Genomic DNA, 24,054 nt, shown 5'->3' on the forward strand with positions numbered 1-24,054 from the left:
AAGGTTGTGGAAATCACGGTGCGGTGGTGCCGCGGCCGCGGGCCAGCAGCACAGCGATCACCGAGGACGCGCAGCAGGCCGCAAGGAACAGTGCCGCCGACCACGTACTGCCCTGCGCAGCGGCGATGAGCGCGCCTGCGATGAGGGGGCTCAGGCCCGCCACGATCGCGCCATTGAGTTCGCGCGCGAGCCCGACGCCGGAGAAGCGTCGCTCGGGCGGGAAAAGGTTGGTGAGGAATGCGCCCTGGGCGCCGCTGGTCATCGCGACGACGACGCCGTACCCCACTCCGATCGTGGCCGTCGCAACAGCGACCGACCCGCTCGCCAGGGCGGCGAACAGCGGGAACGCGAACAGCGCGCCGGCCGCGGAACCGATCGCGAGAATCCGGCCAGCTCCGAAGCGGTCGGAAACCCATCCGCCCGCGGGTGTCGCGACCACGCCCGCCAGCGATCCGATCGTGACGGCCAGCAGCGCCTCGGGACGGCTCATCCCGACGGCGGGGGAGGCCATGAAACCGATCGCGAACACCGCCATGATGTAGTTCAGCGCATTGTGGCCAGTGATGGAGAAGAACCCGATCACCACGGCCATCGGGTCCTTGCGCAGGAGTTCGACCACGGGCCGCTTGCGCTTGCGGGCCTCGTCGGCGTGCTCGCTCGCCTGGCGGTATTCCGGCGTCTCCTCGAGTTTGGAGCGGATGAACAGCGCCACGAAGAACAGGACGGCGGAGGCGAGGAACGGGATGCGCCAGGCCCAATCGAGCAGCGCGGCGTCGCCTGCGGAAGAGGCCCAGAGGAAGGCGACGGTCGCGAGGGCGATGCCGGCGGGTGGCGTCGCCAGCACGATGGCAGTGAAGTAGCCGCGCCGTTTGGCGGGGGCGAACTCGGCGACGAGCGTCATGGCCCCCGCGAGCTCGGCGCCCGCGCCGAGGCCCTGCAGGAGCCGGAACACGACGAGAAGGAGGGGTGCAGCAGCCCCGATGGCGGCCGCGGTCGGCAGCAGGCCGATGCCCACGGTCGCGGCACCCATGAGCAGGATCGTCAGGAGCATCGCCGGTCGGCGGCCGTGCCGGTCGCCCAGATGCCCGATCAACACCCCGCCCAAAGGCCGGGCCACGAAGCCCACGGCAAAGGTCGCAAACGCCGCCAGCGACGCCCCGGACCCGGTCTCCGCGAAGAAGAGCGGCCCGATGACGAGGCCGGCCGCCGCGCCGTACAGTGCGTAGTCATACCACTCGATGAGCGTGCCGAGGGTCGCGGCGAAGAGCGCGCGACGAGCGCCCGGGGTAAGCCTTGCGGGACTGCTGGCAACGGCGGTGTTGCTAGTCATGGTTCCTCCTAAGGGCGGACGCGAAGCGATGGTATATCTGAAAGATATTTCTAGCACGCCGTGATATGCTTCACAAGAATGTTTCGTGAGGGGGTTCCGTGGCCGAGTCGATGACCGATCGGGTCGCCGGCGCCTTGCGCCGGCAAATCCTCGCGGGGAACCTGGCCCCGGGATCCCTCGTGGTCGAGCCACGGCTCGCCGAGGAGTTCGGCGTCTCGAAAACCCCTGTGCGGGAGGCGCTGCGCCTGCTCACCACGGAGGGACTCCTGACAGTGCTCCCCAAAAAGGGCTACCTGGTGATGACCATGAGCTCGCATGATGTCGCCGAGGTCCTCGACCTCCGCATGCTCCTGGAGCCGCATGCCTGCGCGAGTGCCGCCGACTATGCGGACCACGCCCTGCTGGCCACGCTGCGGGACCTTTTGGACTATCAGCGCGAGAAGGCCGCTGCTGAACCGCTCGTGAGCATGGAGCACGCCTACTCGTTCCACCGGGCCTTGGCGCGTGGCGGCCGGAACCGCCGGCTTGACGAGTTCCTGGCCCGTTGCCTCGACGAGACCTCCCGCGCCTACCGCGTGCTGCCCGGCCTGCACGCCCACCTGGCGGCCGAGCAGGAACTCGTGGAACACGAGGCCATCTTCACGGCCGTGGCCGCCGGCGACGCCGCGGGTGCGGCCGACGCAATGCGCAGCCACCTGCGCAGCGTACGGTCCGCGATGGCCCGTCAGTTCGAGCGGCCCAGCGACCTCTGGGCTTAGTGCTGGCACCTCTTCCGGTACACAGCAGCGTTCCGGGAACGGTCAGGGGCCGCTCAGGGCTTCCCCCGGTAACGCCCGCCTGCCCGCGGCACGTAGCGTCATCCGTAAGGACGATCCGGCCCGACGCGAAGATCATCCCGCAGTGCGGTGTGCGGCCGGCCGGCACTCCGTAACGTATTCATTGGTCCCGGGAATCCGGGCGCTATTCCATTTACGAAGGACGGTTCAGATGATCGAGGCACAGGGCCTGGTCAAGGTCTACGGAAACAAACCGGCGGTGCAGGGCGTCTCCTTCACCGTGCAGCCGGGTCGGGTGACCGGCTTCCTGGGGCCGAACGGCGCCGGCAAGTCCACCACCATGCGCATGATCATGGGACTGGACCGTCCCACCGCCGGTGACGTCCTGGTCAACGGCAAGCACTACGCCAAGCACCGGGCCCCGCTGCGCGAAGTCGGCGCCCTGCTCGACGCCAAGGCGGTGCACACCTCCCGGACCGCGTACAACCACCTCCGGGCCATGGCCGCGACCCACAGCATCCCCACCAAGCGGGTGCACGACGTGATCGAGCTGACCGGCCTGGGCGCCGTCGCCAAAAAGCGCGTCGGCGGATTCTCGCTGGGCATGGGGCAGCGGCTGGGCATCGCGGCCGCCCTGCTCGGTGATCCGCAGACCGTCATCCTGGACGAGCCGGTCAACGGGCTGGACCCCGAAGGCGTCCTCTGGGTGCGCAACCTGGTCAAGGCACTGGCGGCAGAGGGTCGGACCGTGTTCCTCTCCTCGCACCTGATGAGCGAAATGTCGGTCACCGCAGACCACCTGATCGTCATCGGCCGCGGCCGGATCATCGCCGATGCGCCCATCCAGGACATCCTCAACAACCGGGCGCAGCGGGTGCGCGTACGCACCGACCGGCCCGACGTCCTCACCCGCGCGCTGGCCGGGGAAGGGGTCACCGTCGAAGCCCACGAACCGGAACTGCTGGAGGTCAGCGGCGTCCCGGCGCGGGACATCGCCGAGACGGCCCTCGCCCAGCAGGTGCTCGTCTATGAGTTGACCCCGCTGCAGGCGTCCTTGGAGGAGGCCTACATGGACCTGACCAAGGACGAAGTTGAATACCATTCCGGCCCGGTGGCCGATGTACACGACAACGCCGGCAGTGCAGGGTCGGGACGGCACGCTGCCGTCGCCGCCGGCGTCGGCCAGGAAGGAAAGTGACCATGAGCGCTGCAACCCTGACCCCGGCGGGCCGCGTCACCGGCCCCGGCGTGAGCTTCCCCCGGACCTTGGCGAGCGAGTGGATCAAGTTCACCACGCTGCGTTCCACCTGGGTCCTGCTGGCGACCACCGTCGTGGTGATGGTCGGCATCGGGCTGCTCGGCGGCTGGGGCGTCGCCACGGGGATGGAGCAGATGGAGGCAGCCGGCCAGGATCCGGCGGCCGCCGGCATGGATGAGTCCATCCTGTACCTCATGACCAGCGGCGGGATCGACTTCGGCCAGCTGATCATCGGGTCACTGGGCGTGCTGCTGATCGCCTCCGAATACTCCACCGGCATGATCCGCTCCACCATGACGGCCGTGCCGTCCCGGCTGTCGCCGCTGTTCGCCAAGGCGCTGGTCGTCGCCGTCGTCGCAGCCGTCGTCGGAATTGCGTCCAGCTTTGCCACCTATTTCCTGCTGCAGCCGATCCTGGCCAATTACGGCAAAGAATTCGGGCTCGACGTGGAAAACCTCGTCCAGTCCATGTTGCTGTCCGGCCTCTACCTGGCGGTGGTGGCGTTGATGGCGCTGGCGCTCGGATCCTTGCTGCGCAACAGCGCCGGCGGCATCGTCACGCTGGTCGTGCTGCTGCTGGTGCTGCCCATCGTCGCCCAGATCATCCCCTTCGACTGGGTCCAGGACGGCGTGATGCCCTACCTGCCCTCCAACGCGGGACGCCAAATGCTCATGCTCGAAACGGCCGAGGGCGACCTGACCCAGTGGCAGGGCGGGCTGGTGATGGCGGCCTGGGCGGCAGTACTGCTGGCCGGGGCGGCCGTGACCACCAAGACACGGGACGTCTAGGCGCAGCCGGGCTTAACGCGTGAATCAAGAAGCCTCGGTGAAGGAGGCGGCGGAACGAACGGCCGCCGTCTCCTTCACCGAAATATCGTCCAGGCGCCGGGGACCGATCCGGCGCTACTTCCACACCCACCCCGTGGTGATGGACTGGGTGCTGGTCGGCATCCACGTGCTGTTCGGCCTGCCTAATGCCCTGATCACGGCGGTCGCCGGCGAATGGCCGCCGTTGCTTTTGCTGCTGGCCGGCGGCGCCGCGCTGATCTGGCGGCGCCGGTCGCCGCTGCTCGTGCTGGCCGCCATCGCCCTGGTGGACTTTCTGATCGTGGTGCTGACCAGTACCGGCAGCGGCTCCTTTGCCATGTGGTTCGCCGTCTACACGGTCGCCACCGCCCGGCCGGCGGTCCAGGCCATCATCGCAGCGGTCCTCGCCGCCGTGCCCATGCTGGTGGGGATGGGCGTCCGGATGCCGCCGGAGATCGTCAAGCAGATTGCCCTCGGACAGGTCCCGAGCTACGTCGGACTGGTCACCGGCCTGGTGCTGGTCCTGGCCAACGTCATCGCCGCGGGCATCGGGGTCACGGTGCGCCGGGACCGGCTCCACGACGCCGAACTCCAGCGTTGGGCCACTGACAACGCCCGCCTGGCGTCGGCGACCGAACGCACCCGGATCGCCCGGGAGATGCACGACGTCGTGGCACACTCGCTCTCGGTGATGATCGCGCTCTCGGATGGCGCCGCCGTCGTCGCGCGCAAGGATCCGGAACGCGCCGGCCAGGTTTTGGACCGGCTGTCGGCGACCGGCCGGTCGGCGCTGGCCGACATGCGCAGGGTGCTGGGGGTGTTGCGCAGCGAAAACGGAACCGACGCGGCCCCGCTGGCGCCGGTGCCGTCCGGGGATCAGTTGACCGGGCTGCTGGACGGCTTCCGGGCCGCGGGCTTGCCGCTCCGCACGGTCATGGCAGGACCGGCGTTGCCCGAGGACCAGAATTTCCGGCTCACCGTGTTCCGCATTGTGCAGGAGTCGTTGACCAACGTGCTGCGCTACGCCAAGGACGCGTCCAGGGTGGACGTTGCCCTGATCCGCGACGGCGACGCCGTGCACATCACGGTGGCCGACGACGGCCGGCCGGACGGGCCGGCCGATTCACTCGGCGCGGGGCAGGGCCTGCACGGCATGCGGGAGCGGACCGCCATCTACGGCGGCCACGTTGCCGCCGGTCCGCGGTCCGGCGGTGGTTGGATGGTGGAGGCAACCCTGTACTGGCCCGGAGAGGAAAACACGAGTGTCTGAGAGCGCGGACGGCAGCGAGGCCGGGCCGGTAAAAGTGCTGCTGGTGGACGACCAGCCGCTGCTGCGGATGGGGTTCAAGCTCATCCTGGAGGGCGAAGACGACGTCGCGGTGGTGGGGGAGGCGTCCGACGGCGCCGAGGCCCTGCGGCTGGCGCATGACCTCGCGCCGGACGTGGTGCTGATGGACGTCCGGATGCCGGTCATGGACGGCATCGAGGCCACCCGGCAGATCGTGGCCGCCGGGCTGTGCGCGCGGGTGATCATCCTGACCACCTTCGATCTGGACGAGTATGCCTTTGCCGGGCTGCAGGCCGGGGCCAGCGCCTTCCTGCTCAAGGACGTGGCACCCGCGGAACTGGTCCAGGCGGTGCGCCTGGTCGCCACCGGCGACGCCGTGGTGGCGCCGCGGGTGACGGCGCGCCTGCTGGAGACGTATGTGCGCGGCTTGGCCCCGGGCGGCAGCCCGGCCGCGCCGCCGCAGCGCGACCCGTTGCTGGATGACCTGACCCCGCGCGAACTGGAAGTGCTGCGGACCATCGCCGAGGGTCTTTCCAACGCGGAGATCGCCCACCGGTTCTTCCTCTCGGAGGCGACCGTCAAGACGCACGTCCGACGGATCCTCGCCAAGCTGCACCTGCGCGACCGGGTGCAGGCCGTGGTGTACGCGTACGAGACCGGGCTGGTGGTGCCCAGCCTGGGGCTGGACTACTGACACCGCCGATCCCCGGGGCGGGGCGCTCGGGACCCTTGTGCCGCAAGGTGCTGGCTCCCGGCCTGTGGAGGACGGCGCTCCCGGCCTCCCGCCCTGTGGAGGACAGGTCCGGCCGGCGGATTCACGAGCCCGGACCGCCGTCCGGTACCATTGGTAAGTCTGTGCTGTCGGCGCCGGCCGGTATTTCCTGTGACAATAGCCAAAACACACGGAAGTCGCCGCGCGGTGGCAGGCAGGCAACGCAACAGAACCTCCTGTTACGGAAAGACCGTGACCGCTTAGCCCGAAGGAGGTGGGTTCACAATGCGTGCTTATGAACTGATGGTAATCATCGACCCCGAGGTCGAAGAGCGTACCGTAGAGTCCTCGCTCGATAAGTTCCTCAACGTTGTCCGCAACGATGGTGGAACCATCGACAAGGTGGACATCTGGGGACGCCGCCGGCTCGCCTACGACATCAAGAAGAAGTCCGAAGGCATCTACGCGGTGGTCAATTTCACCGCCACTCCCGCCACTGCTGCTGAGCTTGACCGTCAGCTTGGTCTGAACGAGACCATCCTGCGCACCAAGATCATCCGCCCGGAGGAGCAGAAGATCTCCGCTGAGTAATCAGCTGTGATCGCCGCCCCCTTTCCGGGAGCGGCATTGACGAAGACATTCCCGCGCGCCGCCGGCAACCGGGACCAGGACATCAGGAGGCAACATGGCAGGCGAAACCGTTATCACGCTCGTCGGTAATCTCACCAACGATCCCGAGCTGCGGTTTACCCCGTCCGGGTCCGCGGTAGCGAACTTCACCGTTGCATCCACGCCGCGGACCTTCGACCGCCAGTCCAACGAATGGAAGGACGGGGAAACCCTGTTCCTCCGGGCGTCGGTGTGGCGCGAAGCTGCCGAGAACGTCGCCGAAACCCTGACCAAGGGCATGCGCGTGATCGTTCAGGGCCGGCTGAAGTCCCGTTCGTATGAAACCAAAGAGGGCGAAAAGCGTACCGTCATGGAGCTTGAGGTCGACGAAATCGGCCCCTCGCTGCGCTACGCCTCTGCCAAGGTCACCCGTACCCAGCGCTCCGGCGGTGGCCAGGGCGGCTTCGGCGGCGGCCAAGGCGGCGGCTTTGGCGGCGGTGGTTTCGGCGGTGGCCAGAACCAGGGCGGTTGGGGCGGACAGCAGTCCGGCCAGCAGCCCGCACCCCAGGACGACCCTTGGGGAGCACCGGCCGGCGGTACCTCCGGCGGCTGGGGCAACGGTCCGGACTCCAACGAACCGCCCTTCTAAAACAAACCCCATCCCGTGGAAAAGATCCACGGGCTCCACAAGATAAAGGAGCTCCACGATGGCTAAGGCTGAAATTCGTAAGCCCAAACCAAAGTCCAATCCCTTGAAGGCCGCTGACGTCACCGTCATCGACTACAAGGACGTAGCTTTGCTGCGCAAGTTCATCTCTGACCGCGGAAAGATCCGCGCCCGCCGCGTGACTGGCGTCACCGTGCAGGAGCAGCGCAAGATCGCACTGGCAATCAAGAATGCCCGCGAAGTTGCCCTGCTGCCCTACTCCGGCGCTGGCCGCGGCTAAGCGAAGCGAAGAGGAGAGAGTACTGACATGGCAAAGCTCATTCTGACCCACGAAGTGACCGGTCTCGGCACTGCTGGCGATGTCGTCGAGGTAAAGAACGGTTACGCCCGTAACTACCTTCTGCCCCGCGGCTTCGCCCTGACCTGGACCAAGGGCGGCGAGAAGCAGGTGGAGTCCATCAAGGCTGCACGTGCCGCTCGCGAGATCGCATCCCTGGAAGACGCGCAGCAGCTGGCTGCCCAGCTGTCCGCCAAGCCGGTCACGCTGACCGTCAAGGCCGGCGAGTCGGGACGCCTGTTCGGCACCGTCAAGCAGGCCGACGTTGCTTCCGCTGTCGAGGCCGCCGGCCTCGGCGCCATCGACAAGCGCAAGGTCGAACTGACCGAGCACATCAAGTCGGTGGGCGACTACCAGGCCACCGTGCGTCTGCACGAAGAGGTCTCCGCCGTCATCGACCTGAAGGTCGTTGCAGGCTAACAGCCTCGCTGTCGCTGCAGGCCGGGTCCGTCCAGGACCCGGCCTGCAGCGTTTAACGCCCGGTACGCTGGAGGACGTGAGCACACATCAGTTCAGCCAGGTAGACGTCTTCGCCACCGGACCGTGCACGGGCAATCCGCTGGCGGTCGTCTCGGGTGCCGGCGGCCTCAGCGAAGAGCAGATGCAGCGCTTCGCCAACTGGACCAACCTTTCCGAGACCACCTTCCTCCTGCCGCCCGAAAACGCTGCAGCCGACTATCTGGTCCGGATCTTCACGCCCAGCGGCGAGCTGCCCTTCGCGGGCCACCCGACGCTGGGCACGGCCTACGTCTGGCTCGCCGCCGGCGGGCAGCCGAAGGCCGTCGGAGAAATTGTGCAGGAATGCGGCGCCGGCCTGGTCAAGGTCAAGCACGACGGCGGACGGCTGGCCTTCGCTGCGCCGCCCCGGCGGCGGACCGGGCCGCTTCCCGAGGAGAACGTCGCGAAGATCTGTGCCGCGCTGGGGATTGGACGCGACGAGGTGATCCGCCACCAGTGGGCGGACAACGGCCCCGAGTGGCAGGCCCTGCAGTTGCGGGACGCCCAGGCAGTCCTCGACGTCGTGCCCGACTATGCCGCCCTGTCACCGTTCGGCGTCGGACTGATCGGCGCCCATCCCGGCGGCTCCGCCGTCGACTTCGAAGTCCGCGGGCTCATGGGCTTCGAAGACCTGCCGGCGGAGGATCCGGCGACCGGCAGCCTGAATGCCGCGCTGGCGCAGTGGCTGATCGACGAGGGAGCGGCACCCGCTGCGTACACCGTTCGGCAGGGAACGGCGCTCGGCCGGGACGCCCGGGTCTACATCGACTCCGACGGCGGGGAGGTCTGGGTCGGCGGGACGGTAGAGACCGTGATCAGCGGGACAGTGGAGCTCTGACCCGCCCGCCCTAGCGCTGGCCCTGCAGGGACTCGTGGTCGGTGGTGGTCATGTGCCGGTAGCCGAGCTGGACCAGTTCCCTCAGCACGTCGAGGTCGATGTCAGCGAGCTTGTTGATGTACAGGCACGCGGCGCCGGTTTTGTGCTTGCCCAGGCGCTCCAGCAGCGGCGCGGAGCCGGGCGCGTACGTCAGGCCGTAGAGGGCCAGATTGGCCTTCCGCGGCGAGAAGCCCACGGCGGCGGCGTCACCCTCGCGGCCGCTGGCATATTTGTAGTGGTAGCTGCCGAAGCCGATGATCGAGGGGCCCCACATGACCGGCTCCTGCCCGGTCACCTCCCGCATGAGGCGCAACACGGTCTCGCCGTCCCGGCGCCGCACGGGGTGTTCTACCGACGCGAGGAACACGTCGACGGGTACGTCCGTGGGTGCGGTCTTGTTCTCGGCCATGGCTGAAGTGTTCCAGAAAGCCCTGCCCGCTGCCAGCACCGCCAGAGGTCCGCTGGTTACGGCGCCGCTAGGGGTTGCGTGCGGACCCGGAGCTAGGGCTCCTCGTCGGGCTCGATCAAATCCACGAATTCGCGCGCTTCCACCTCGGTCGCTTCCGAGTGCTCCAACAGCAGACGGACGGCGCCGTCGCGATCGCCGCCCAGGGCAGCGGTGCGGATGCGCTGGAACACTGCGTCGTTCAGGCGGGTGCTGGCCACCTCCCTGATGGTGTCGCCCTTGGACACGATGGCCCGGTACCGGTAGCCGGCCGGCTCGGGAAGCGGTGCGGGAGCGGGCGCCGCCGGCGGCACGACCTTGTCCGCGGGGTATGCCGGGGCCGCCGCCCGTGGCTCCTCGTCCTTGTCCGCGGGGTATGCCGGGGCCGCCGCCCGTGGCTCCTCGTCCTCCGGCAGGTCAGCAGCGGCCGCCTGACGCGGCTCCTCGTCCTCCGGGTGAGCCGGGGACGACTCCCGCCCCTCCTTGTCCTCCGGGCGCGCCGGGTGCCCCTCCAGGGGCCCCTCGTCCTCCGGGCCGAGGGTAGGGGCGGCATCCCGGCGGGGTGCCGTGTAGGGCTGCGGGTGCGCGGACATCTGCGCGACGGCGGAGGTAGCCTCCCGGAGCCCCGCGCCGGTGGCGGTGCGGTATTCGCGGATCGCCGCAAAAGCCTGCCCCTGCGCGATCAGCGCGTAGACCGCGGTATGTTGCTGCTGGTTCAAGCGGCCGCTGGCCGCCGCGGCGGCCTCCCGGGTCGTGGCAGCTGCCGGCATCGCCGACGATCCGCGCCCCGGGCGGGGCCCGCGCGTCTTGTTGCGGGAAACCAGCCGCATGATCACCAGACCGATCACGACCACCAGTCCGGCGATAAGCAACGGCACCACAAATTCCATACTTGAATCGTACGTCCCCGGACCATGGCCCGCGCGCCAACAGCCTTCGAAAGAGGGCATCACAGCTCTGTAATTCCAAGCTGTGGATAACCCGTGGATAACTTTTGCCTTACGCGTCTATTCCGAATCTGTCAACCGCAAAAATGGCGGGGAAATCAACAGCAAACTTCTTTTTGTCCACAGCCCGTGGATAGCGTTTTCGCAGGTCAGAGCGGGGTTACTCGCGAGTTAACTATTGTTTCCACAGCTCTGCGCACAGCCTGTGCACAAGACACGCCCACTGATCCACATTTTATCCACAGGGGGAGTGGATAACTCGCTTGGTGGGAAGGGGGAAGGGGGTTACCGTTGCGGAGTATCCCACTCGCAGCCCGCGCGCTGAACTGGAGTCTGCGCCCCTTGGCGGTCCGACGAAATCGTCCGATCCGGCTGGTAGTTCTAATTCTGAGGGGGATGCGGTATCCGGTTCGAGGAGCAAAGAAAGCAGGCAGCGGTGTCGTTAGCGCACGCGGATTCGGCAACAGGTCGGGACTCCGAATTCGGCCGCACGCCGCCGCAAGACCTCGTGGCCGAGCAATCGGTCCTGGGCGGCATGATGCTCTCCAAAGACGCCATCGCCGACTGCGTTGAAGTGCTCCGCGGCGTGGACTTCTACCGCCCCGCCCACGAAAGCATCTACGAGGCCATCATCGACCTCTACGGCCGCGGCGAACCGGCCGACGCCGTCACCGTTTCCGACCTGTTGACCAAGCGCGGCGAGATTTCCCGCATCGGCGGACCCGCCTATCTGCATACCCTGATCCAGTCCGTGCCCACGGCCGCCAACGCAGGCTTCTACGCGGAGATCGTCCGGGAACGTGCCGTGCTCCGCCGCCTGGTCGACGCCGGAACCAAGATCGTCCAGCTGGGCTACTCGCAGGACGGCGAAGTCGACGCCATCGTCAACCAGGCCCAGGCAGAGATCTACGCCGTCGCCGAGCGCCGCACCGCCGAAGACTACGTCCCGCTCAAGGACATCATCGAAGGCACCGTCGACGAGATCGAATCCGCCGGACATCGCGGCGAAGGCATGACCGGCGTGCCCACCGGCTTCTACGAACTCGACGAGCTCACCCAGGGCCTGCACGGCGGACAGATGATCGTCATCGCGGCCCGGCCGGCCGTTGGCAAATCCACCTTCGCACTGGATTTTGCGCGATCTGCCGCGATCAAGAACAACATGACCACGGTCTTCTTCTCCCTGGAAATGGGCCGGAACGAAATCGCCATGCGCCTCCTCTCCGCGGAAGCCACCATCGGGCTTCAGGACCTGCGCAAGGGCACCATCAAGGACGAGCAGTGGGGCAAGATCGCCACCACCATGGGCCGGATGAATGACGCGCCCCTGTTCATCGACGACAGCCCCAACATGTCGCTGATGGAAATCCGCGCCAAGTGCCGGCGGCTCAAGCAGCGGCACGACCTGAAGCTGGTGGTGCTCGACTACCTCCAGCTGATGTCCTCCGGCAAGCGCGTCGAATCCCGCCAGCAGGAAGTCTCGGAGTTCTCCCGTGCCCTCAAGCTGCTCGCCAAGGAACTCGAAGTCCCCGTCATCGCGCTCTCCCAGCTGAACCGTGGCTCCGAGCAGCGTACGGACAAGAAGCCGATGGTTTCCGACCTTCGCGAATCCGGTTCGATCGAGCAGGACGCCGACATGGTCATCCTGCTCCACCGCGAGGACATCTACGACAAGGAATCTCCGCGCGCCGGCGAAGCCGACGTCATCGTCGCCAAGCACCGTAACGGCCCGACCAAGACCATCGTGGTCGGCTTCCAGGGCCACTACTCACGCTTCGCCAACATGGCGGTCGAGCACGGCTAGCAGCTTTAGGGTTTCCTCCCTATAGGGAGGGGTTCTACCGGTGCCCCGCTGGCTTGAGGGCGCCGCGGTCGTGGGCCAGGCGGGTGGCGGCATGCGTGATCGCGGCGGTCATGATGCTCAGCGCCTCCAGATTGACGTTGCTGAGGTCATCGCCCGGCTGATGGTAGTTCGGATCGCAGGGCCGCTTGGCGGTGCCGCCGAAAAGGCGGGCCTGCTTGGTGGTTTTCTTCTCGTCGTCCCCGCTGTACAGCCCGCCCACGGCGACACCTTTCCTGACGAAAGACAACTGATCCGAGTCCATGTCCCAATCGGTGGCGACCCAGGGCTGGTCGTGGGCGTCGAAGTAGTCGGTGAAGACGTCCATGATCTCCGTCGAGCCTTCCGGCACGTCGCAATGGGGCTTGGGGTCCCGTGCGTCGTAGACCCCGATGACGGGGTTGGGCGAGGCGATCATGTCGAAGTTCAAGTAGGCCGCGATCCTGTCGAGAGCCTCGCTGTCGCTCTTGGCCAGGTGCTTGACGTAGTGCCGGGACCCGTACTCCTTCTTGTACTCCTCGGCACCCCACCAAGCGAAGCGCACCGTGTTGCTGAGGCCCTCCTGCCGGCCGAGCGCTTTGGCGGCCTCCAACACGGCCGCCACCCCTGAGCCGTTGTCATTGATCGCCGGACAGCCCGGCACCCCGTCGAGGTGGGCCCCGAGCATGATCACGTTCTCGTCGCTGCCGGATGCGGTCTCGGCGAGGATGTTGAAGGTCTCCATCCGCTCACCGCGGTGTTTGAAGGTGAAATACTGACGCGTGCTGCGATAGCCGGCGCTGGCGAGTTGGCGTTCGACGTACTGGGCCGCGGCCTCGTACCCGGAGGTGCCGGTGGCACGGTCGCCGTACTCCTCGGCCAGGGCCTGAAACTTCTGCAAATGCTCGTAGGCAGCGGGAACCTTGCCCAGTGAGATGACGGGACCTGATCTTAGGCGCTGGCTCAGCTTCATATCGTCCCTATCCAGTACGACACGGAGACGGTGGCAGTCTATCCTCCTCTCCGTGATGCACAACATAATTTCACTTGACATGCTGTAAAGATAACGGGCAGACTGTGTTCCACGCCTCACTGCCGAGGCGCGGCTCTCCGAGGCAATGGGCGTCCCCATCGTCCGGCTTCCGACCCCCACCCAGGACGATCAAAGGAGCACACCGTGACCACACCGATCGAAGCAGGCATCGACATCTGGGACGATGACGTCCTCGTCGACCCGTACCCCACCTACGCCGCCCTGCGCGAGCAGGCCGGCGTCGTCCGCCTGCCGAAGAATGACCTCTACGTCCTGACCCGCTACGACATCATCCGCGACGCCCTCGCCGATCCGGAGACGTTCTCCTCCACCAGCCTTGGCTTCAACCCGATGGTGAACGAGGCGCTGCAGGGCACCTCGCTCGCCTCCGACCCGCCCACGCACACGCAGCTGCGCGCGACCCTGTCGGAGAACCTCACGCCGCGCGCCCTGCGCGGACTGAAGGTCACCATTGACGAAAAAGCGGACAAGCTCGTCGCCGAGCTCGTCGCCAGCGGCAGCTTCGAAGCCATCGACTCGCTGGCACGCGCCTTCCCGCTCGAAATCGTCGCCGACCTCATCGGCTTCAGCGGACACGTCAAGGACAACATGCTGCGCTGGGGGCAGGCCGCGATGCAGGTCCTCGGACCGATGAACCACCGCACCCAGGAGAACTTCCCGATTGCCGGCGAGCTCTACGGCTGGTGCTCCTCCGTCACCGCCGAGGACCTCGTACCGGGGTCGATCGGTCGCGGCATCTTCGACGCCGAGACCCGCGGCGACATCCCGGAAGGGGCCGCCGGGCACATCATCCACCAGTACCTCGGCGCCGGCGTCGACACCACGATCGCCTCCATCGGGAACATCGTCGCACTCTTCGGCCGCCACCCGGAGCAGCTCGAGCTCGTCCGCCAGAACCCGGAGCTCGTGCCCGCAGCGTTCGCCGAGGTGCTGCGCTACTGGCCCCCGATCCACATCTGGGGCCGGACCGCGACCCGCGACGTCGAGATCGATGGAGCAACCGTTCCCGCAGGAGCCCAGCTGGGCATCCTGTTCGGCGCCGGCAACCGCGACCCGCGGCACTATGAGAATCCCGACGTTTTCGACGTCACGCGCAACCCGGTGGACCATCTCAGCTTCGGCTACGGGCCGCACGGGTGCGCCGGCCAGGGCCTGGCGAAGCTTGAGGCCCACGCGATCATCGAGGCCCTGGCCCGCCGGGCGAAGGTGTTGGAGATTGGAGACGAGGTCCGCGTGCCCAGCAACATCACGCGCAGCCACGAACGCCTCGACGTCGTGAAGGCGGTGGCAGTGTGAGGATCGAGCTTGACCGCCCCCGCTGCGAAGGACACGGACTCTGCGAGGAAGCCGCGCCCCAACTCATGCACCTCGACGACGACGGCGAATTGGTGATCGACGTCCCCCTGGTCGACGAGGCGGAGCTGGCCGCTGCGAAAGCCGCGGTACGGGTGTGCCCGGTGGCCGCGCTGCGGTTGGCGGAAAAATGACCCTGAGGCGGATCGTCGTCGTCGGCAACGGCATCGCCGGGCTCACCGCGTGCGACTCGCTGCGTTCGAACGGGTTCGACGGCGAGTTGACCGTCGTCGGGGCCGAGCCGCACCACCCGTACAGCCGCCCGGCCCTCTCGAAGGCGCTGCTGCACGGCGACGGCGGGCTGCAAGCCCACGAGCTGCCCGAACCAACCCACGAAGCGACCGACCTCCTCGGGGTCAGCGCCACAGGCATCGACCCGGAGGCGAAAGTCATCCGGACCGACGGCGGCGATGAGCTGCCGTACGACGGCCTGGTCATCGCCTCCGGTTCACGGGCCAAGCGGCTTAGCCCGAGCCCGCTGCCCGAGAGCGCTCCCCGGGAGCTCACCCTGCGCACGCTCGAGGACGCGGTGGCGCTCAAGCAGCGGGTCTCGGGCCGCCCCTCGGTGATCGTGGTCGGCGGGGGACCCTTGGGCATGGAGATCGCGTCCGGCTGCCTGCACGTCGGTTGCGACGTCACGCTGGTCTCCGACGTGCAGCCCCTCTCGCGGCAACTCGGGGACCACCTGTCCGGGATCTTCACTGCCGCCGCCCGGCGCGGGTTGCGGTTCGTCGGCGGCAGCAGGGCGCGACTCATTGACTCCGGCTCGGGGGCGCGGGTTGCCCTTGCCGACGGCACCCGGCTTGAGGCGGACCTCGTCGTCACGGCCATCGGCGACGAACCGAACATCGAGTGGCTGGCCGGTTCGGGTCTCCTCGTCGACGGGGCGCTGCGCGTCGATTCGCGGGGCCGGGTCCGGCCGGACGTCGTTGCCGCCGGTGATGTGGCGTTCTTCCCGACCGGCCGCGGCCTGCGGCGCGTGCCGTTGTGGACCAGCGCCATCGACCAGGCCAAGGTCGCGGCTGCCGGCCTGCTCAACGGCGACGCGGCGCCGGAGCTCGACTTCCAACCGTACTTCTGGACCGAAGGATTCGGGCTATCCCTCAAGGCGATCGGCTTCACACCCGTGACCGGGGCGCCGGACTACCTGGAGCCGGGCGGCGAGCCCGACTCGATGCTGCTGCGCTGGGACAACGCGGACGGCGGCCCCGGAACCGCGGCGGCGATCAACTACCGCATCCCCATTCCCAAACTGCGCCGCCTCGCCAATGTAGGTTCGTCGGCGCTGCAACCGGCTACGCCGGCGAAGTCTTGATGCCGTCGCTGCGAGAAGCCCAAAAACAGCTGACCCGCGACAGGATCGTCGAACGGGCGCTCGAACTCTTCATCGACAAGGGATACGCGGCCACGACGATCGACGATATCGCCGCCGCTGCCGGCACCACCCGGGTGACCTTCTACGCGTACTACCCCTCGCGGAGCGATCTGATGAGGGACTTTATGGCGCGGGTGAACGCGGTCCTTGACCGCGCCGCCGGACCCGGCCACGCATCGACGGCCCCCGAGCTCGTGGACGTGGTCAGCGCGGGCGCGCTAGCGGGCATCCTCGACTGGCTCGAGTCGCGCGCAGCACTTTGGCCCGTCTTCCGCCCCTACCTGGATGTCCTCGACGAGGCTGCCGCCGTCGACCGCGAAGTGCGGGCCCTGGTCATGGGCTGGCGTGAGGAAGTAGTCTCCGACCTCGTCCGCGGCATGCAGCAGGCCGGCCGCTTCTCGGAGGAGACGCACCACGTCCGCGGAACGCTCGCGTTCACCCAGCTCAACTACGTCTCCACCCTCTGGACGAGCCGCACCTCAGAACCAAACCGTGGCCAGGCGCTCGGGGTCCTCGCCGAAAGCTGGTACCACCTGCTCGGCGACGCAGGCTGAGTAAAGACTTTTCAGATCGACGGCATTGGATTAGGGTGTGACGCACGGGAGAACCGTAAGCACCCTTACTATTTTCTGAGAGGCCTACATCATGAAGGCACAGACTCTTCTCATTGCCCCTGCCGTCGCGATTGGCGCGATGGCTTTCGCGGCCGGGCCGGCTGTAGCCCAGGACGGCGTGTGGCAGGCTGACCTTGCGCCGGCCAACAACAGCGGAACCGCCGGACAGGCGATGATCGAGATACACGGGCAGCAGGCAACGGTCAGCATGAACGTCTCGGGCGCCGCGGAAATCTGGATGAACGCACCGTTCCCACACGGCCAGCATATTCACATCGGCGGCCAGGGGTTGTGCCCCGGGCCGGCAGCAGACACCGACGGCGACGGCGTCGTCAGTTCACCCGAGGGCGAACCTTATGCCGGTGCCGTCAGTACCTCGCTGACAGTCCAGGGGGACACCAGCCCGGCCTCGATGGTGGCAACCGACCGCTTCCCCGCCGGCGGAGCCTACACCTATGAACGGACCCTGACCCTGGATCCGGCAACAATAGCGGCAATCCAGGCCGGAACTGCAACGGTGGAGGTCCATGGCGTAGACCCGAACAGGCTCCCTCCGGCTGCCCAGCAACAAATGAGCCCTGAAGCCCCGGGGCTGCCGCTGGCCGCCACACTTTCCGCGGCCTGCGGAACCTTGGTTGCTTCCCAGATGACCGGGCCGATGCCAGGCGGTGCCCCCGACACAGGCGTCGAGACCCCGGCGCAAACAGACGGAAGCGCGATGTCCCTCGCCGCAGGTCTGGGGGTTCTGCTTGCTGCAGGCGCTTCGGTGGCCGTCGCACGCAGGCGTTCCGCTCCCAAGGACTGACCGGCGTGAAGACGGCACGGACAGGGCCACCCTTCTTCGCCGGGCTGGCCCTTGTCCTGGCCGTGAATGCGGGGTGCGCTGCACCCTCCGCTACCGGGTCACCACCCCCACCCTCCCTACCCTCGGCCTCAGCACCCTCGACTTCCGCGCCCTCGGGCACCGCCGTCGAGCAGGCTCCCCGTGCGGCCCAAGGGCGTGAACCGGGGGAAAAGCCGGAACAGGCTGACAAGAAAACAGCCGCGCCCCAAGCCGCCGTTCCCGCTGCCGGCGGCGATTCCCCCGTGATGGAGAAAGCCAGGCCTTTAGCGTTGAGCATTCCCCGGATCGGGCTTAGCAGCGACATCATCGACCTCGCACAGCAGGAGGATCGCACCTTGGAGGTGCCGCCCGAAGAGGCCGGTTCCCCGGCAGGGTGGTACATCAATTCCCCGACGCCGGGGGAAAGGGGGCCCGCGATCCTCCTGGGTCACGTCAACGCCTTGGGCGGGGGGCCGGGCGTTTTCGCCAGACTGCAGGAACTGGTACCCGGAGACGAAGTCAGGGTGGAGCGCGAAGATGGCACGACGGCGGTCTTCCGGCTGACGGTCATCAAGCGATATGCCAAAGACAACTTCCCGGCCCTGCAGGTGTACGGGAATACCACTCAGGCAGAGATCCGGCTCATCACCTGCGACGGGTACAACCCGGAAAACGGCAGGTTCGAAGACAACCTTGTTGCCTACGGGAAACTTATCGCCGCCACCCCAGGCGCGGGGGACAAGGGCTGAACGTGCTGGCAACTGCCCGCCACCGTTCCGACCCATCACCGAAGACCAGCCTTGACCGAACGCCCGCCCCTTCCGCCTGCGGCTTTTCAACATACTTGAATCGCGGTCCTCGCCCTGAGTTCCGCGTCGAGGCGGCCGCCTGCCGATGCGAGGGTGGACTTAAGGGATCCGCGTTCCTGGTCCACCGGAACCAAGGTAGCGCCGGGCAAGCGTGCTGGTGAGCTTTCCGGCGGCGGTGAGGACGAGCAGGGTGGCGCCTGTCCTGCGCAGCGCGGTTTTTCTTCTTCCGTGCCAGCCGCCTCCTGTTGCTGGCTTTGGGTGCGAGGGCTGCGGCGAGTAGAGGTTTCCCGCGGTCGTGGGCGCCGGCTCGCTGCGCGAAAGATGTGTCCTGTTAACCTGGGCCGCCATGGCGCCTTCCATCAAGCGCGGGGTGAGCCTGTGCTGCAAGGCCATGACCCGTCCAAGCGGTCCGACGACGGCTTCCGCGCGAGGGGAGACCGCCAGCGCGGTGATGGCTTTGGCAACCCGTTCCGCCGTGTACACCGGCGGCATGGCAAGGGCCTTGCGGCCGGTGTAGTTACCGGCGTGCTGGAAGAACGGGGTGTCGATGGTTGCCGGCAGAAGCGTGCAGACCCTGAGGTTTTTCCTGCCGGTGAGCCGCAGTTCCGAGCGCAGGCTAACGCCCAGGGCGCGGATGGCGGCCTTGGACATCGAATAGGCGGAGGTGTAGGGCTGGGCGATTTCCCCCACGACGGAGGAAACGTTGATGACCACTCCCGCTCCCTGCTGCTGCATCTGCGCTAGCGCGGCCCTGCACCCGTGCACGTAGCCCATCACGTTGACGTCGATGAGGCGCCGGAAGTCCTCGACGGGTGCCTTCAGGAACGGAGCGAAAAAGCTGACCGCGGCGTTATTGACCCAGACGTCGATTCTGCCGAAGCGTGTTACCGCTCGGTCCGCGAGTTCCTGCACGGCGGCCGCGTCGCTGACATCGGTCGGCACTGCCAGTGCTTGCGCCCCGCGCCGTTCACATTCGACGGCAAGCGTTTCCAAAGCCTGTGCCTGGCGGGCCGCGAGCACGACGCGGGCGCCCTTCTGGGCGAAACGGAGGGCAGTGGCGCGGCCTATTCCGCTTGACGCACCGGTGATCACAACGACGGAATCCTTGATGCGCATCGAAGCTCCTCCTCGATGTAGGCCCGATGCCCGCTATGGGCAACTCTGGGTTCAAAAGCCCGTGTTTATAAGTATGCTTACGGTTTTGGTAACTCGCTAGCCATGGCTTTCGCGGTCCGCAGGGGAGGCCCCCTGATTATCGGGACTTCTGGTGTGGCCATCTGCCCCGCCAACGATGCCAAGCCCCTCCTGTGAAATCACCTGATGCATTACTTCACCGGTGCCAGCCTCGGCGCCCTGAGAGGAGTGTGGGCCGCCACGGGCATTCGCGGACTGCACGCCAATATATGGCACACCGTGATGCGACTGGGCTTTGACCAAACAATTGAGAACGCCACCGGTGCCGGGTCACCACCAAAGACCTGGCCCGCCGAGGAGAAAGCCGTGGACGTCCTCCACAAAACGCTATTTTCAATGGTGACCGGAATGGTGGCCGACCGAATGCTGCCCCCGACGTTGGCCTCATCCCGCGGGCGCACCAGTCACTGAATTGTCTTGCCCTGGAACTGTTGCCCTAAGCCTATTCCGCCCATACTCTGAGCTCAACGACAGGAGACAAGTATGGAATTCGCCATCATTGTTGGCATCCTTTGTGCGGCATGTATCGCCTGGGTGGTATTGGGTGCCCGCGCCGACCGCCGACCAGTAAAGGGTGCCCGGGCTCCTGCTAGCACGGATGCAGCCAGCACGGGGGCTTTCGGAGCCACTGCCTACGGCGGAGATGTCGGGGGCGGTGGCGGCGACTGCGGCTGACAGGAAGGTCAGGCTGCCGCCCTTTGCCGAGGCAGCCTGAATTTACGCGTCTAGTCGCCGCGTCCGGCTTCAGTACTGATGCATAGCCGGTTGCCTTGGGCATCAGTGGCAACTACCCACATGGGCGCATGTTCATCATCGAGTGTTGCACCAACGCTTACCAGGGCATCCAGAGTCGAGCTGCTTTCGCTGAAGGGGACGGTGACGTCCAGGTGAAAACGATTCTCGCTCGGACGCTGGGACTCCTGAAACCAAATGGCCGGACCCCTGCCATAGGGATCGATCAGGCTTCCGTCTTCGTGCCTCTTGTAGCCCAGTGCCGTCCGCCAGACTTCCGAAATGGCTTCCGAGGCATCTGTGTCTATGGCTATCTCCACTGTTCGCAAGAGTTCCGGCAGGGGCGTGACGCCAGTGGCTTGGGCCTGCCGCGATATTGAACGAGCCAGCGTCACGTCACGCGCCGTCACCCTGTCGCCGGCATCATGCGAAGTGAGCGTGATGAACAGTGTGTCGTACCGCCAGTCCACATCAGGGTGGTGGTCGGATTCCTGTGCCAGCCGGCCAATGGCGGAAAGCAAGTCCAAGGCAGCTGCGGATGATTCGCATTTAACTGCGGTCCGCAAAGCACCCAAACCGTAACGCCAATCCGGCAACTGGAGCAGATTTGCTTGGATTTGCTCCTGGCTTAGGACATCTCTTGCTGGCATGATTTTTCCTCCGCGTTTCGAGTTAGCTTGAGATTATCCAAGCTATCTGGAATGCCGGAGGGCGCGCTCTCCGAATATGCTTGGGTCCGGTTCTGACCTCGTCACCTGGTTTGCTGTGTGTAACGATATCCGGAGCCCGTAGTTAGGTTAAGGCGACCCATCCAGGTCATATTCTCCTTTATGCAGATGGTTGGTTACTCGCTTTGGGCAAGCGCGTCGTTGACGAGTTTGATGAGTTCGTCCTGAGCTTCTTCCTCGATGTCGACTCCGATTTTTACTGCGGTGGCCGCGAGGGATCCTTGCGTTCCGGCTACGGACATGACCTTCTGGCTTCGCCCGTTCGGCAACTTCTGGGTGGTGATGGAGCCGAGGGACTGCTCACCGTCTGTGATCACGTCCAGTGGGGTGATCTTGCTGCTGATTTTCTGTCCTTCCGCTTCGATTTCGAAGTCGGCGCACTGCTGCATGGATTCTTGTGCTTGTTCGAGCTGCTCGGCGACGACTTGCGGGTCTTTGACGGCGACGAGGGTGATGACGGTCTGAGACTTTTCTTCGGCTGAGTGGCTGGCTCCGGCGGCGTAGGTGCTGCCATCGGGTATCCGGGTCTGTTCGGTCGCGAACATGGAACAGGCTTCAGGGGTAATGGTCGCGTTCGCCAGCAATTCCTTCGCGGCCGTGAGTCCCTGATCGATTTGTGCCGCCGGAACGACTGAAAGTTGTTGGCCCTGCGCGTCTTCCAGACCCGCGATCACTTCCTTGAGGTCGTCGTTGGTGTATGTTTTGGCCGCCGAGGTGGTCTGCGGTGATGGGGCGGTAGGGGACGTGGCCGGCTCGGCGGTCCCTTCCGGGGCTGCTTCACCTCCGCAGGCTGTGAGCATCAGCATTGCGGACAGGAGCACTGCGTAAACCCCGGTTGTGCGTGCCATTCTTACCGTCTCCCTCGGTTCGCCGGTCACACCGGCCGTGGACGCGCCGGCATGATGCGCGGCGTAGGGCGTATTCTGCGCGGGTCCTCTTATGAAAAGCTTGTTCCAGCATTCCCCCCGTCCATCGGGAAGCTTGCGGAGGCCAGCGGGACTTGCTGGGTGCTGCGCCGAGAAAGCTATTCCACATGCAGGCAACAGTTCTGCGGAGGCACCATAGGCCAACCAGCGTGCCGCAGTTGCGCAAAGACGCCGGATGGTGCGATTCCGCCCGGCCGGATCCTACCCCTGGCCATCGTGTTCGGCCGGCATTTCGTCTGCCAGTGCCGAGGAGGGATCGGGCAGGGTTTGGGCGTTGTAGTCGACGACCTGCCACCCGCGGTCCGGGTGCCTTTCCAGCACCGTCCAGGCGCAGTTGGCCATGCCGGCAAACATCTCGCGCATGTGGGCCGGGGCGTCGAAGAAGGCCAACAGCCCGCTTCGGAGCGCGGCACCGTGCCCCACCAGGACGCCCGTGCCGCCCGGGGCCAGTTCTGCGGCGGCGTCCTGCATGACCGACTTCATCCGCCCGTTGACTTCGGAGGGCAGTTCTGCTCCGGGCACCCGGTAGTTCTCCTCGCTGAAGAACTTCTCGTAGATGCTCGGATGCCGTTCCCGGAACTCGGCAAAGGTGGTGCCTTGCCTGATGCCCACATGGTACTCGCGCAGCCGCTTGTCCAGCATCGGTTCCAGCCCGGTTAGCGCGGCCAGCTCTGCAGCAGTGTGGCGGGCGCGTTCCAGGTCGCTGGACCAGATGAAATCGGGTTGGAACGTTGCCAGCAGCCGGGCAGCCTGTTTGGCCTGGACACGGCCGGTCGCATTGAGCGGGATGTCGGCATGGCCCTGGGCCTTTTCCAACACGTTCCAGTCGGTTTGGCCGTGCCGCCACAGCACCAGGCGGGGCCGATGGACGCCGCCGCCGGCGGGGACCTGCTGCTGCATCAATTCTCCTCACTGCCGCCGCCTCGCGCAGACATTGCCGACCCGTGTGCACCGGCATCCGCAGCCCTTTCTGGGGGCCGGCCGTCCCTGCCAATCTCGCGGAAACTATTCACAGGGCAGGATCCGGCCCCGTAGGCTTCGACTTGATCCTACCGACAGCCGGCCTTGGGGGATGAACCGGCGCTCGATGAGAGGAAGCCGGAATGCGGGCAGACGTTCTGGAGTGGTTCTCCGCGAAAAATTATCAAGGCAAAAGCTTCGACCGGCACGAACTCGTGAAGCGCAAGGCCGGCCAGCGGATCAGCGTGGTACTTCCGGCCAAGAACGAGTCGGAGACGGTCGGGTCGATCGTGACCGCTTTGCGCAGGGAACTTGTCGAGGCGGTACCGCTGCTGGACGAGATCATCGTGATCGACTCCAACTCCACCGACGACACCTCCGCCGTGGCCGCGGCCGCCGGCGCGAAGGTTGTCCACCAGGACCTGATTCTGCCCGGCACCGGATGCACTCCGGGCAAGGGCGAAGCCTTGTGGAAATCTCTGGCCATCTCCAGCGGCGACCTTCTGGTGTTCATGGACTCGGACCTGCGCCGGTTCGATGCACAGTTTGCCGTCGGATTGATCGGCCCCCTGCTAACCGATCCTCGGACCCACTTCGTCAAGAGCTACTATGACCGGCCGCTCGACGACGGGGTCAAAATCATGCCGGCGGGCGGAGGCCGGGTCACGGAACTGGTGGCGCGCCCCCTGCTGAACCTGTACTGGCCCGAACTGGCCGGGATCGTCCAGCCGCTGGCCGGCGAATATGCCGGCCGGCGCAGCCTGCTCGAACGCATACCCTTCGTCTCCGGCTACGGGGTGGAAACCGGCATGCTGATCGACGTGTTGGAAGCCGTGGGCCTGGACGGGATGGCCCAGGTGGACCTGGGCGAGCGCTGCCACCGCAACTCCACTGACGCCGAACTGGCCCGGATGGCCCTGCAGATCCAGCTCACCGTGCAGGCCCGGCTGCACCGCCGAGGCCTGGCCCCGGCTGCTCCTCTCGCCGTCGAGCTGACACAGTTCATGCGCCAGGGGGAGGACTACGTCGGGCAAACCTGCACCGTTGAGGTGTCCGAACGTCCGGCGATGCTGGACGTGGGCCAGTACCGGCTCGCGACCGGGCACGTGGCCTGAGC

At 66.5% G+C, this 24,054-nt stretch carries 27 protein-coding genes; 19 read left to right on the top strand and 8 right to left on the bottom strand.

Annotated elements, in window-relative coordinates; translation table 11 throughout:
* Positions 1-13: 13 nt before the first annotated feature.
* Entirely contained in the window at positions 14-1,330 is a 1,317-nt protein-coding gene (locus AC5RW2_RS30525; protein ID WP_494074837.1) for an MFS transporter, read from the bottom strand.
* Between the two features lie 98 nt (positions 1,331-1,428).
* On the opposite strand from AC5RW2_RS30525, the gene AC5RW2_RS30530 reads away from it, so the two are divergent.
* From AC5RW2_RS30530 to AC5RW2_RS30575, 10 genes are all read left to right on the top strand, one after another.
* The gene (locus AC5RW2_RS30530) at positions 1,429-2,088 is read left to right on the top strand and encodes a GntR family transcriptional regulator (protein WP_494074838.1); all 660 of its coding nucleotides are present in this window, start codon (positions 1,429-1,431) and stop codon (positions 2,086-2,088) included.
* Between the two features lie 229 nt (positions 2,089-2,317).
* Complete coding sequence (locus AC5RW2_RS30535; protein ID WP_494049213.1) at positions 2,318-3,304, top strand: ABC transporter ATP-binding protein; 987 nt, start codon at positions 2,318-2,320, stop codon at positions 3,302-3,304.
* A gap of 2 nt (positions 3,305-3,306) precedes the next feature.
* Positions 3,307-4,152, top strand: a complete 846-nt coding sequence (locus tag AC5RW2_RS30540) for an ABC transporter permease (RefSeq protein ID WP_494074839.1) — start codon at positions 3,307-3,309, stop codon at positions 4,150-4,152.
* A gap of 19 nt (positions 4,153-4,171) precedes the next feature.
* Positions 4,172-5,440, top strand: a complete 1,269-nt coding sequence (locus AC5RW2_RS30545) for a sensor histidine kinase (protein ID WP_494074840.1) — start codon at positions 4,172-4,174, stop codon at positions 5,438-5,440.
* Entirely contained in the window at positions 5,433-6,152 is a 720-nt protein-coding gene (locus AC5RW2_RS30550; RefSeq protein WP_494074841.1) for a response regulator, read from the top strand. The genes AC5RW2_RS30545 and AC5RW2_RS30550 overlap by 8 nt, the downstream gene beginning before the upstream one ends.
* Before the next feature lie 303 nt (positions 6,153-6,455).
* Positions 6,456-6,761: a 30S ribosomal protein S6 gene (gene rpsF / locus AC5RW2_RS30555; RefSeq protein ID WP_136787676.1), complete on the top strand. Its 306-nt coding sequence runs from the start codon at positions 6,456-6,458 to the stop codon at positions 6,759-6,761.
* A gap of 94 nt (positions 6,762-6,855) precedes the next feature.
* Positions 6,856-7,428: a single-stranded DNA-binding protein gene (locus tag AC5RW2_RS30560; RefSeq protein ID WP_494013490.1), complete on the top strand. Its 573-nt coding sequence runs from the start codon at positions 6,856-6,858 to the stop codon at positions 7,426-7,428.
* A 58-nt stretch (positions 7,429-7,486) separates the two neighbouring features.
* A complete protein-coding gene (gene rpsR, locus AC5RW2_RS30565) occupies positions 7,487-7,726 on the top strand; it encodes a 30S ribosomal protein S18 (RefSeq protein WP_136787674.1) in 240 nt (79 codons plus the stop codon).
* A 27-nt stretch (positions 7,727-7,753) separates the two neighbouring features.
* The gene (gene rplI / locus AC5RW2_RS30570; protein WP_493988326.1) at positions 7,754-8,203 is read left to right on the top strand and encodes a 50S ribosomal protein L9; all 450 of its coding nucleotides are present in this window, start codon (positions 7,754-7,756) and stop codon (positions 8,201-8,203) included.
* A 76-nt stretch (positions 8,204-8,279) separates the two neighbouring features.
* A complete protein-coding gene (locus AC5RW2_RS30575) occupies positions 8,280-9,119 on the top strand; it encodes a PhzF family phenazine biosynthesis protein (RefSeq protein ID WP_494074842.1) in 840 nt (279 codons plus the stop codon).
* 10 nt (positions 9,120-9,129) lie between these two features.
* Here the strand turns inward: AC5RW2_RS30575 and AC5RW2_RS30580 are convergent, their stop codons facing one another.
* Positions 9,130-9,567 (bottom strand): DUF1801 domain-containing protein, encoded by a 438-nt coding sequence (locus AC5RW2_RS30580; protein WP_494074843.1) that lies wholly within the window; start codon positions 9,565-9,567, stop codon positions 9,130-9,132.
* Between the two features lie 92 nt (positions 9,568-9,659).
* Entirely contained in the window at positions 9,660-10,493 is an 834-nt protein-coding gene (locus tag AC5RW2_RS30585) for a hypothetical protein (RefSeq protein WP_494074844.1), read from the bottom strand.
* Positions 10,494-10,986: 493 nt separating this feature from the next.
* Between AC5RW2_RS30585 and dnaB the strand changes: the two genes are divergently transcribed.
* Positions 10,987-12,354, top strand: a complete 1,368-nt coding sequence (dnaB, locus tag AC5RW2_RS30590) for a replicative DNA helicase (protein ID WP_493941666.1) — start codon at positions 10,987-10,989, stop codon at positions 12,352-12,354.
* 34 nt (positions 12,355-12,388) lie between these two features.
* Here dnaB and AC5RW2_RS30595 read toward each other — a convergent pair whose 3' ends face one another.
* Positions 12,389-13,342 carry a M20/M25/M40 family metallo-hydrolase gene (locus tag AC5RW2_RS30595; protein ID WP_494074845.1) on the bottom strand — a complete coding sequence of 318 codons (954 nt, stop codon included), beginning with the start codon at positions 13,340-13,342 and terminating at the stop codon, positions 12,389-12,391.
* Between the two features lie 204 nt (positions 13,343-13,546).
* On the opposite strand from AC5RW2_RS30595, the gene AC5RW2_RS30600 reads away from it, so the two are divergent.
* The 6 genes from AC5RW2_RS30600 (at position 13,547) to AC5RW2_RS30625 (ending at position 18,337) form a co-directional block, all read left to right on the top strand.
* Complete coding sequence (locus AC5RW2_RS30600; RefSeq protein ID WP_494074846.1) at positions 13,547-14,719, top strand: cytochrome P450; 1,173 nt, start codon at positions 13,547-13,549, stop codon at positions 14,717-14,719.
* Positions 14,716-14,910 (top strand): ferredoxin, encoded by a 195-nt coding sequence (locus AC5RW2_RS30605; RefSeq protein WP_494074847.1) that lies wholly within the window; start codon positions 14,716-14,718, stop codon positions 14,908-14,910. Before AC5RW2_RS30600 ends, AC5RW2_RS30605 begins: the two co-directional genes overlap by 4 nt.
* Positions 14,907-16,091, top strand: coding sequence for an NAD(P)/FAD-dependent oxidoreductase (locus AC5RW2_RS30610; protein WP_494074848.1), 1,185 nt, complete (start codon positions 14,907-14,909; stop codon positions 16,089-16,091). The genes AC5RW2_RS30605 and AC5RW2_RS30610 overlap by 4 nt, the downstream gene beginning before the upstream one ends.
* The gene (locus tag AC5RW2_RS30615; RefSeq protein ID WP_494024964.1) at positions 16,091-16,705 is read left to right on the top strand and encodes a TetR/AcrR family transcriptional regulator; all 615 of its coding nucleotides are present in this window, start codon (positions 16,091-16,093) and stop codon (positions 16,703-16,705) included. The genes AC5RW2_RS30610 and AC5RW2_RS30615 overlap by 1 nt, the downstream gene beginning before the upstream one ends.
* A 91-nt stretch (positions 16,706-16,796) precedes the next feature.
* Complete coding sequence (locus AC5RW2_RS30620) at positions 16,797-17,570, top strand: hypothetical protein (RefSeq protein WP_494024019.1); 774 nt, start codon at positions 16,797-16,799, stop codon at positions 17,568-17,570.
* A gap of 308 nt (positions 17,571-17,878) precedes the next feature.
* Entirely contained in the window at positions 17,879-18,337 is a 459-nt protein-coding gene (locus AC5RW2_RS30625) for a sortase domain-containing protein (protein WP_494074849.1), read from the top strand.
* 159 nt (positions 18,338-18,496) lie between these two features.
* Here AC5RW2_RS30625 and AC5RW2_RS30630 read toward each other — a convergent pair whose 3' ends face one another.
* On the bottom strand, positions 18,497-19,513 hold the full coding sequence (locus AC5RW2_RS30630; RefSeq protein ID WP_494074850.1) for an SDR family oxidoreductase: 1,017 nt from the start codon (positions 19,511-19,513) through the stop codon (positions 18,497-18,499).
* 204 nt (positions 19,514-19,717) lie between these two features.
* On the opposite strand from AC5RW2_RS30630, the gene AC5RW2_RS30635 reads away from it, so the two are divergent.
* Positions 19,718-20,002, top strand: a complete 285-nt coding sequence (locus AC5RW2_RS30635) for a hypothetical protein (RefSeq protein ID WP_494049224.1) — start codon at positions 19,718-19,720, stop codon at positions 20,000-20,002.
* A gap of 314 nt (positions 20,003-20,316) precedes the next feature.
* On the opposite strand, the gene AC5RW2_RS30640 is transcribed toward AC5RW2_RS30635, so the two are convergent.
* The 3 genes from AC5RW2_RS30640 to AC5RW2_RS30650 form a co-directional block, all read right to left on the bottom strand.
* Positions 20,317-20,973: a 4a-hydroxytetrahydrobiopterin dehydratase gene (locus AC5RW2_RS30640; RefSeq protein ID WP_494074851.1), complete on the bottom strand. Its 657-nt coding sequence runs from the start codon at positions 20,971-20,973 to the stop codon at positions 20,317-20,319.
* 194 nt (positions 20,974-21,167) lie between these two features.
* Positions 21,168-21,899 (bottom strand): hypothetical protein, encoded by a 732-nt coding sequence (locus AC5RW2_RS30645; protein ID WP_494074852.1) that lies wholly within the window; start codon positions 21,897-21,899, stop codon positions 21,168-21,170.
* A gap of 279 nt (positions 21,900-22,178) precedes the next feature.
* Complete coding sequence (locus AC5RW2_RS30650) at positions 22,179-22,877, bottom strand: histidine phosphatase family protein (protein ID WP_494074853.1); 699 nt, start codon at positions 22,875-22,877, stop codon at positions 22,179-22,181.
* A 203-nt stretch (positions 22,878-23,080) separates the two neighbouring features.
* On the opposite strand from AC5RW2_RS30650, the gene AC5RW2_RS30655 reads away from it, so the two are divergent.
* Complete coding sequence (locus AC5RW2_RS30655) at positions 23,081-24,052, top strand: glucosyl-3-phosphoglycerate synthase (protein WP_494074854.1); 972 nt, start codon at positions 23,081-23,083, stop codon at positions 24,050-24,052.
* The last annotated feature ends 2 nt before the right edge of the window (positions 24,053-24,054 follow it).

This window comes from Arthrobacter sp. B0316-1-20, from assembly GCF_059091865.1.

Bases quoted from the DNA above. Each gene is read 5' to 3' on its own strand.
- AC5RW2_RS30645 (WP_494074852.1), bottom strand. From the start codon at position 21,899: ATGGCACGCACAACCGGGGTTTACGCAGTGCTCCTGTCCGCAATGCTG.
- AC5RW2_RS30615 (WP_494024964.1), top strand. From the start codon at position 16,091: ATGCCGTCGCTGCGAGAAGCCCAAAAACAGCTGACCCGCGACAGGATC.
- AC5RW2_RS30595 (WP_494074845.1), bottom strand. From the start codon at position 13,342: ATGAAGCTGAGCCAGCGCCTAAGATCAGGTCCCGTCATCTCACTGGGC.
- AC5RW2_RS30630 (WP_494074850.1), bottom strand. From the start codon at position 19,513: ATGCGCATCAAGGATTCCGTCGTTGTGATCACCGGTGCGTCAAGCGGA.
- AC5RW2_RS30540 (WP_494074839.1), top strand. From the start codon at position 3,307: ATGAGCGCTGCAACCCTGACCCCGGCGGGCCGCGTCACCGGCCCCGGC.
- rpsF (WP_136787676.1), top strand. From the start codon at position 6,456: ATGCGTGCTTATGAACTGATGGTAATCATCGACCCCGAGGTCGAAGAG.
- AC5RW2_RS30635 (WP_494049224.1), top strand. From the start codon at position 19,718: ATGCATTACTTCACCGGTGCCAGCCTCGGCGCCCTGAGAGGAGTGTGG.
- AC5RW2_RS30650 (WP_494074853.1), bottom strand. From the start codon at position 22,877: ATGCAGCAGCAGGTCCCCGCCGGCGGCGGCGTCCATCGGCCCCGCCTG.
- AC5RW2_RS30580 (WP_494074843.1), bottom strand. From the start codon at position 9,567: ATGGCCGAGAACAAGACCGCACCCACGGACGTACCCGTCGACGTGTTC.
- rpsR (WP_136787674.1), top strand. From the start codon at position 7,487: ATGGCTAAGGCTGAAATTCGTAAGCCCAAACCAAAGTCCAATCCCTTG.
- AC5RW2_RS30560 (WP_494013490.1), top strand. From the start codon at position 6,856: ATGGCAGGCGAAACCGTTATCACGCTCGTCGGTAATCTCACCAACGAT.
- AC5RW2_RS30585 (WP_494074844.1), bottom strand. From the start codon at position 10,493: ATGGAATTTGTGGTGCCGTTGCTTATCGCCGGACTGGTGGTCGTGATC.
- AC5RW2_RS30655 (WP_494074854.1), top strand. From the start codon at position 23,081: ATGCGGGCAGACGTTCTGGAGTGGTTCTCCGCGAAAAATTATCAAGGC.
- rplI (WP_493988326.1), top strand. From the start codon at position 7,754: ATGGCAAAGCTCATTCTGACCCACGAAGTGACCGGTCTCGGCACTGCT.
- AC5RW2_RS30535 (WP_494049213.1), top strand. From the start codon at position 2,318: ATGATCGAGGCACAGGGCCTGGTCAAGGTCTACGGAAACAAACCGGCG.
- AC5RW2_RS30525 (WP_494074837.1), bottom strand. From the start codon at position 1,330: ATGACTAGCAACACCGCCGTTGCCAGCAGTCCCGCAAGGCTTACCCCG.
- AC5RW2_RS30620 (WP_494024019.1), top strand. From the start codon at position 16,797: ATGAAGGCACAGACTCTTCTCATTGCCCCTGCCGTCGCGATTGGCGCG.
- AC5RW2_RS30610 (WP_494074848.1), top strand. From the start codon at position 14,907: ATGACCCTGAGGCGGATCGTCGTCGTCGGCAACGGCATCGCCGGGCTC.
- AC5RW2_RS30640 (WP_494074851.1), bottom strand. From the start codon at position 20,973: ATGCCAGCAAGAGATGTCCTAAGCCAGGAGCAAATCCAAGCAAATCTG.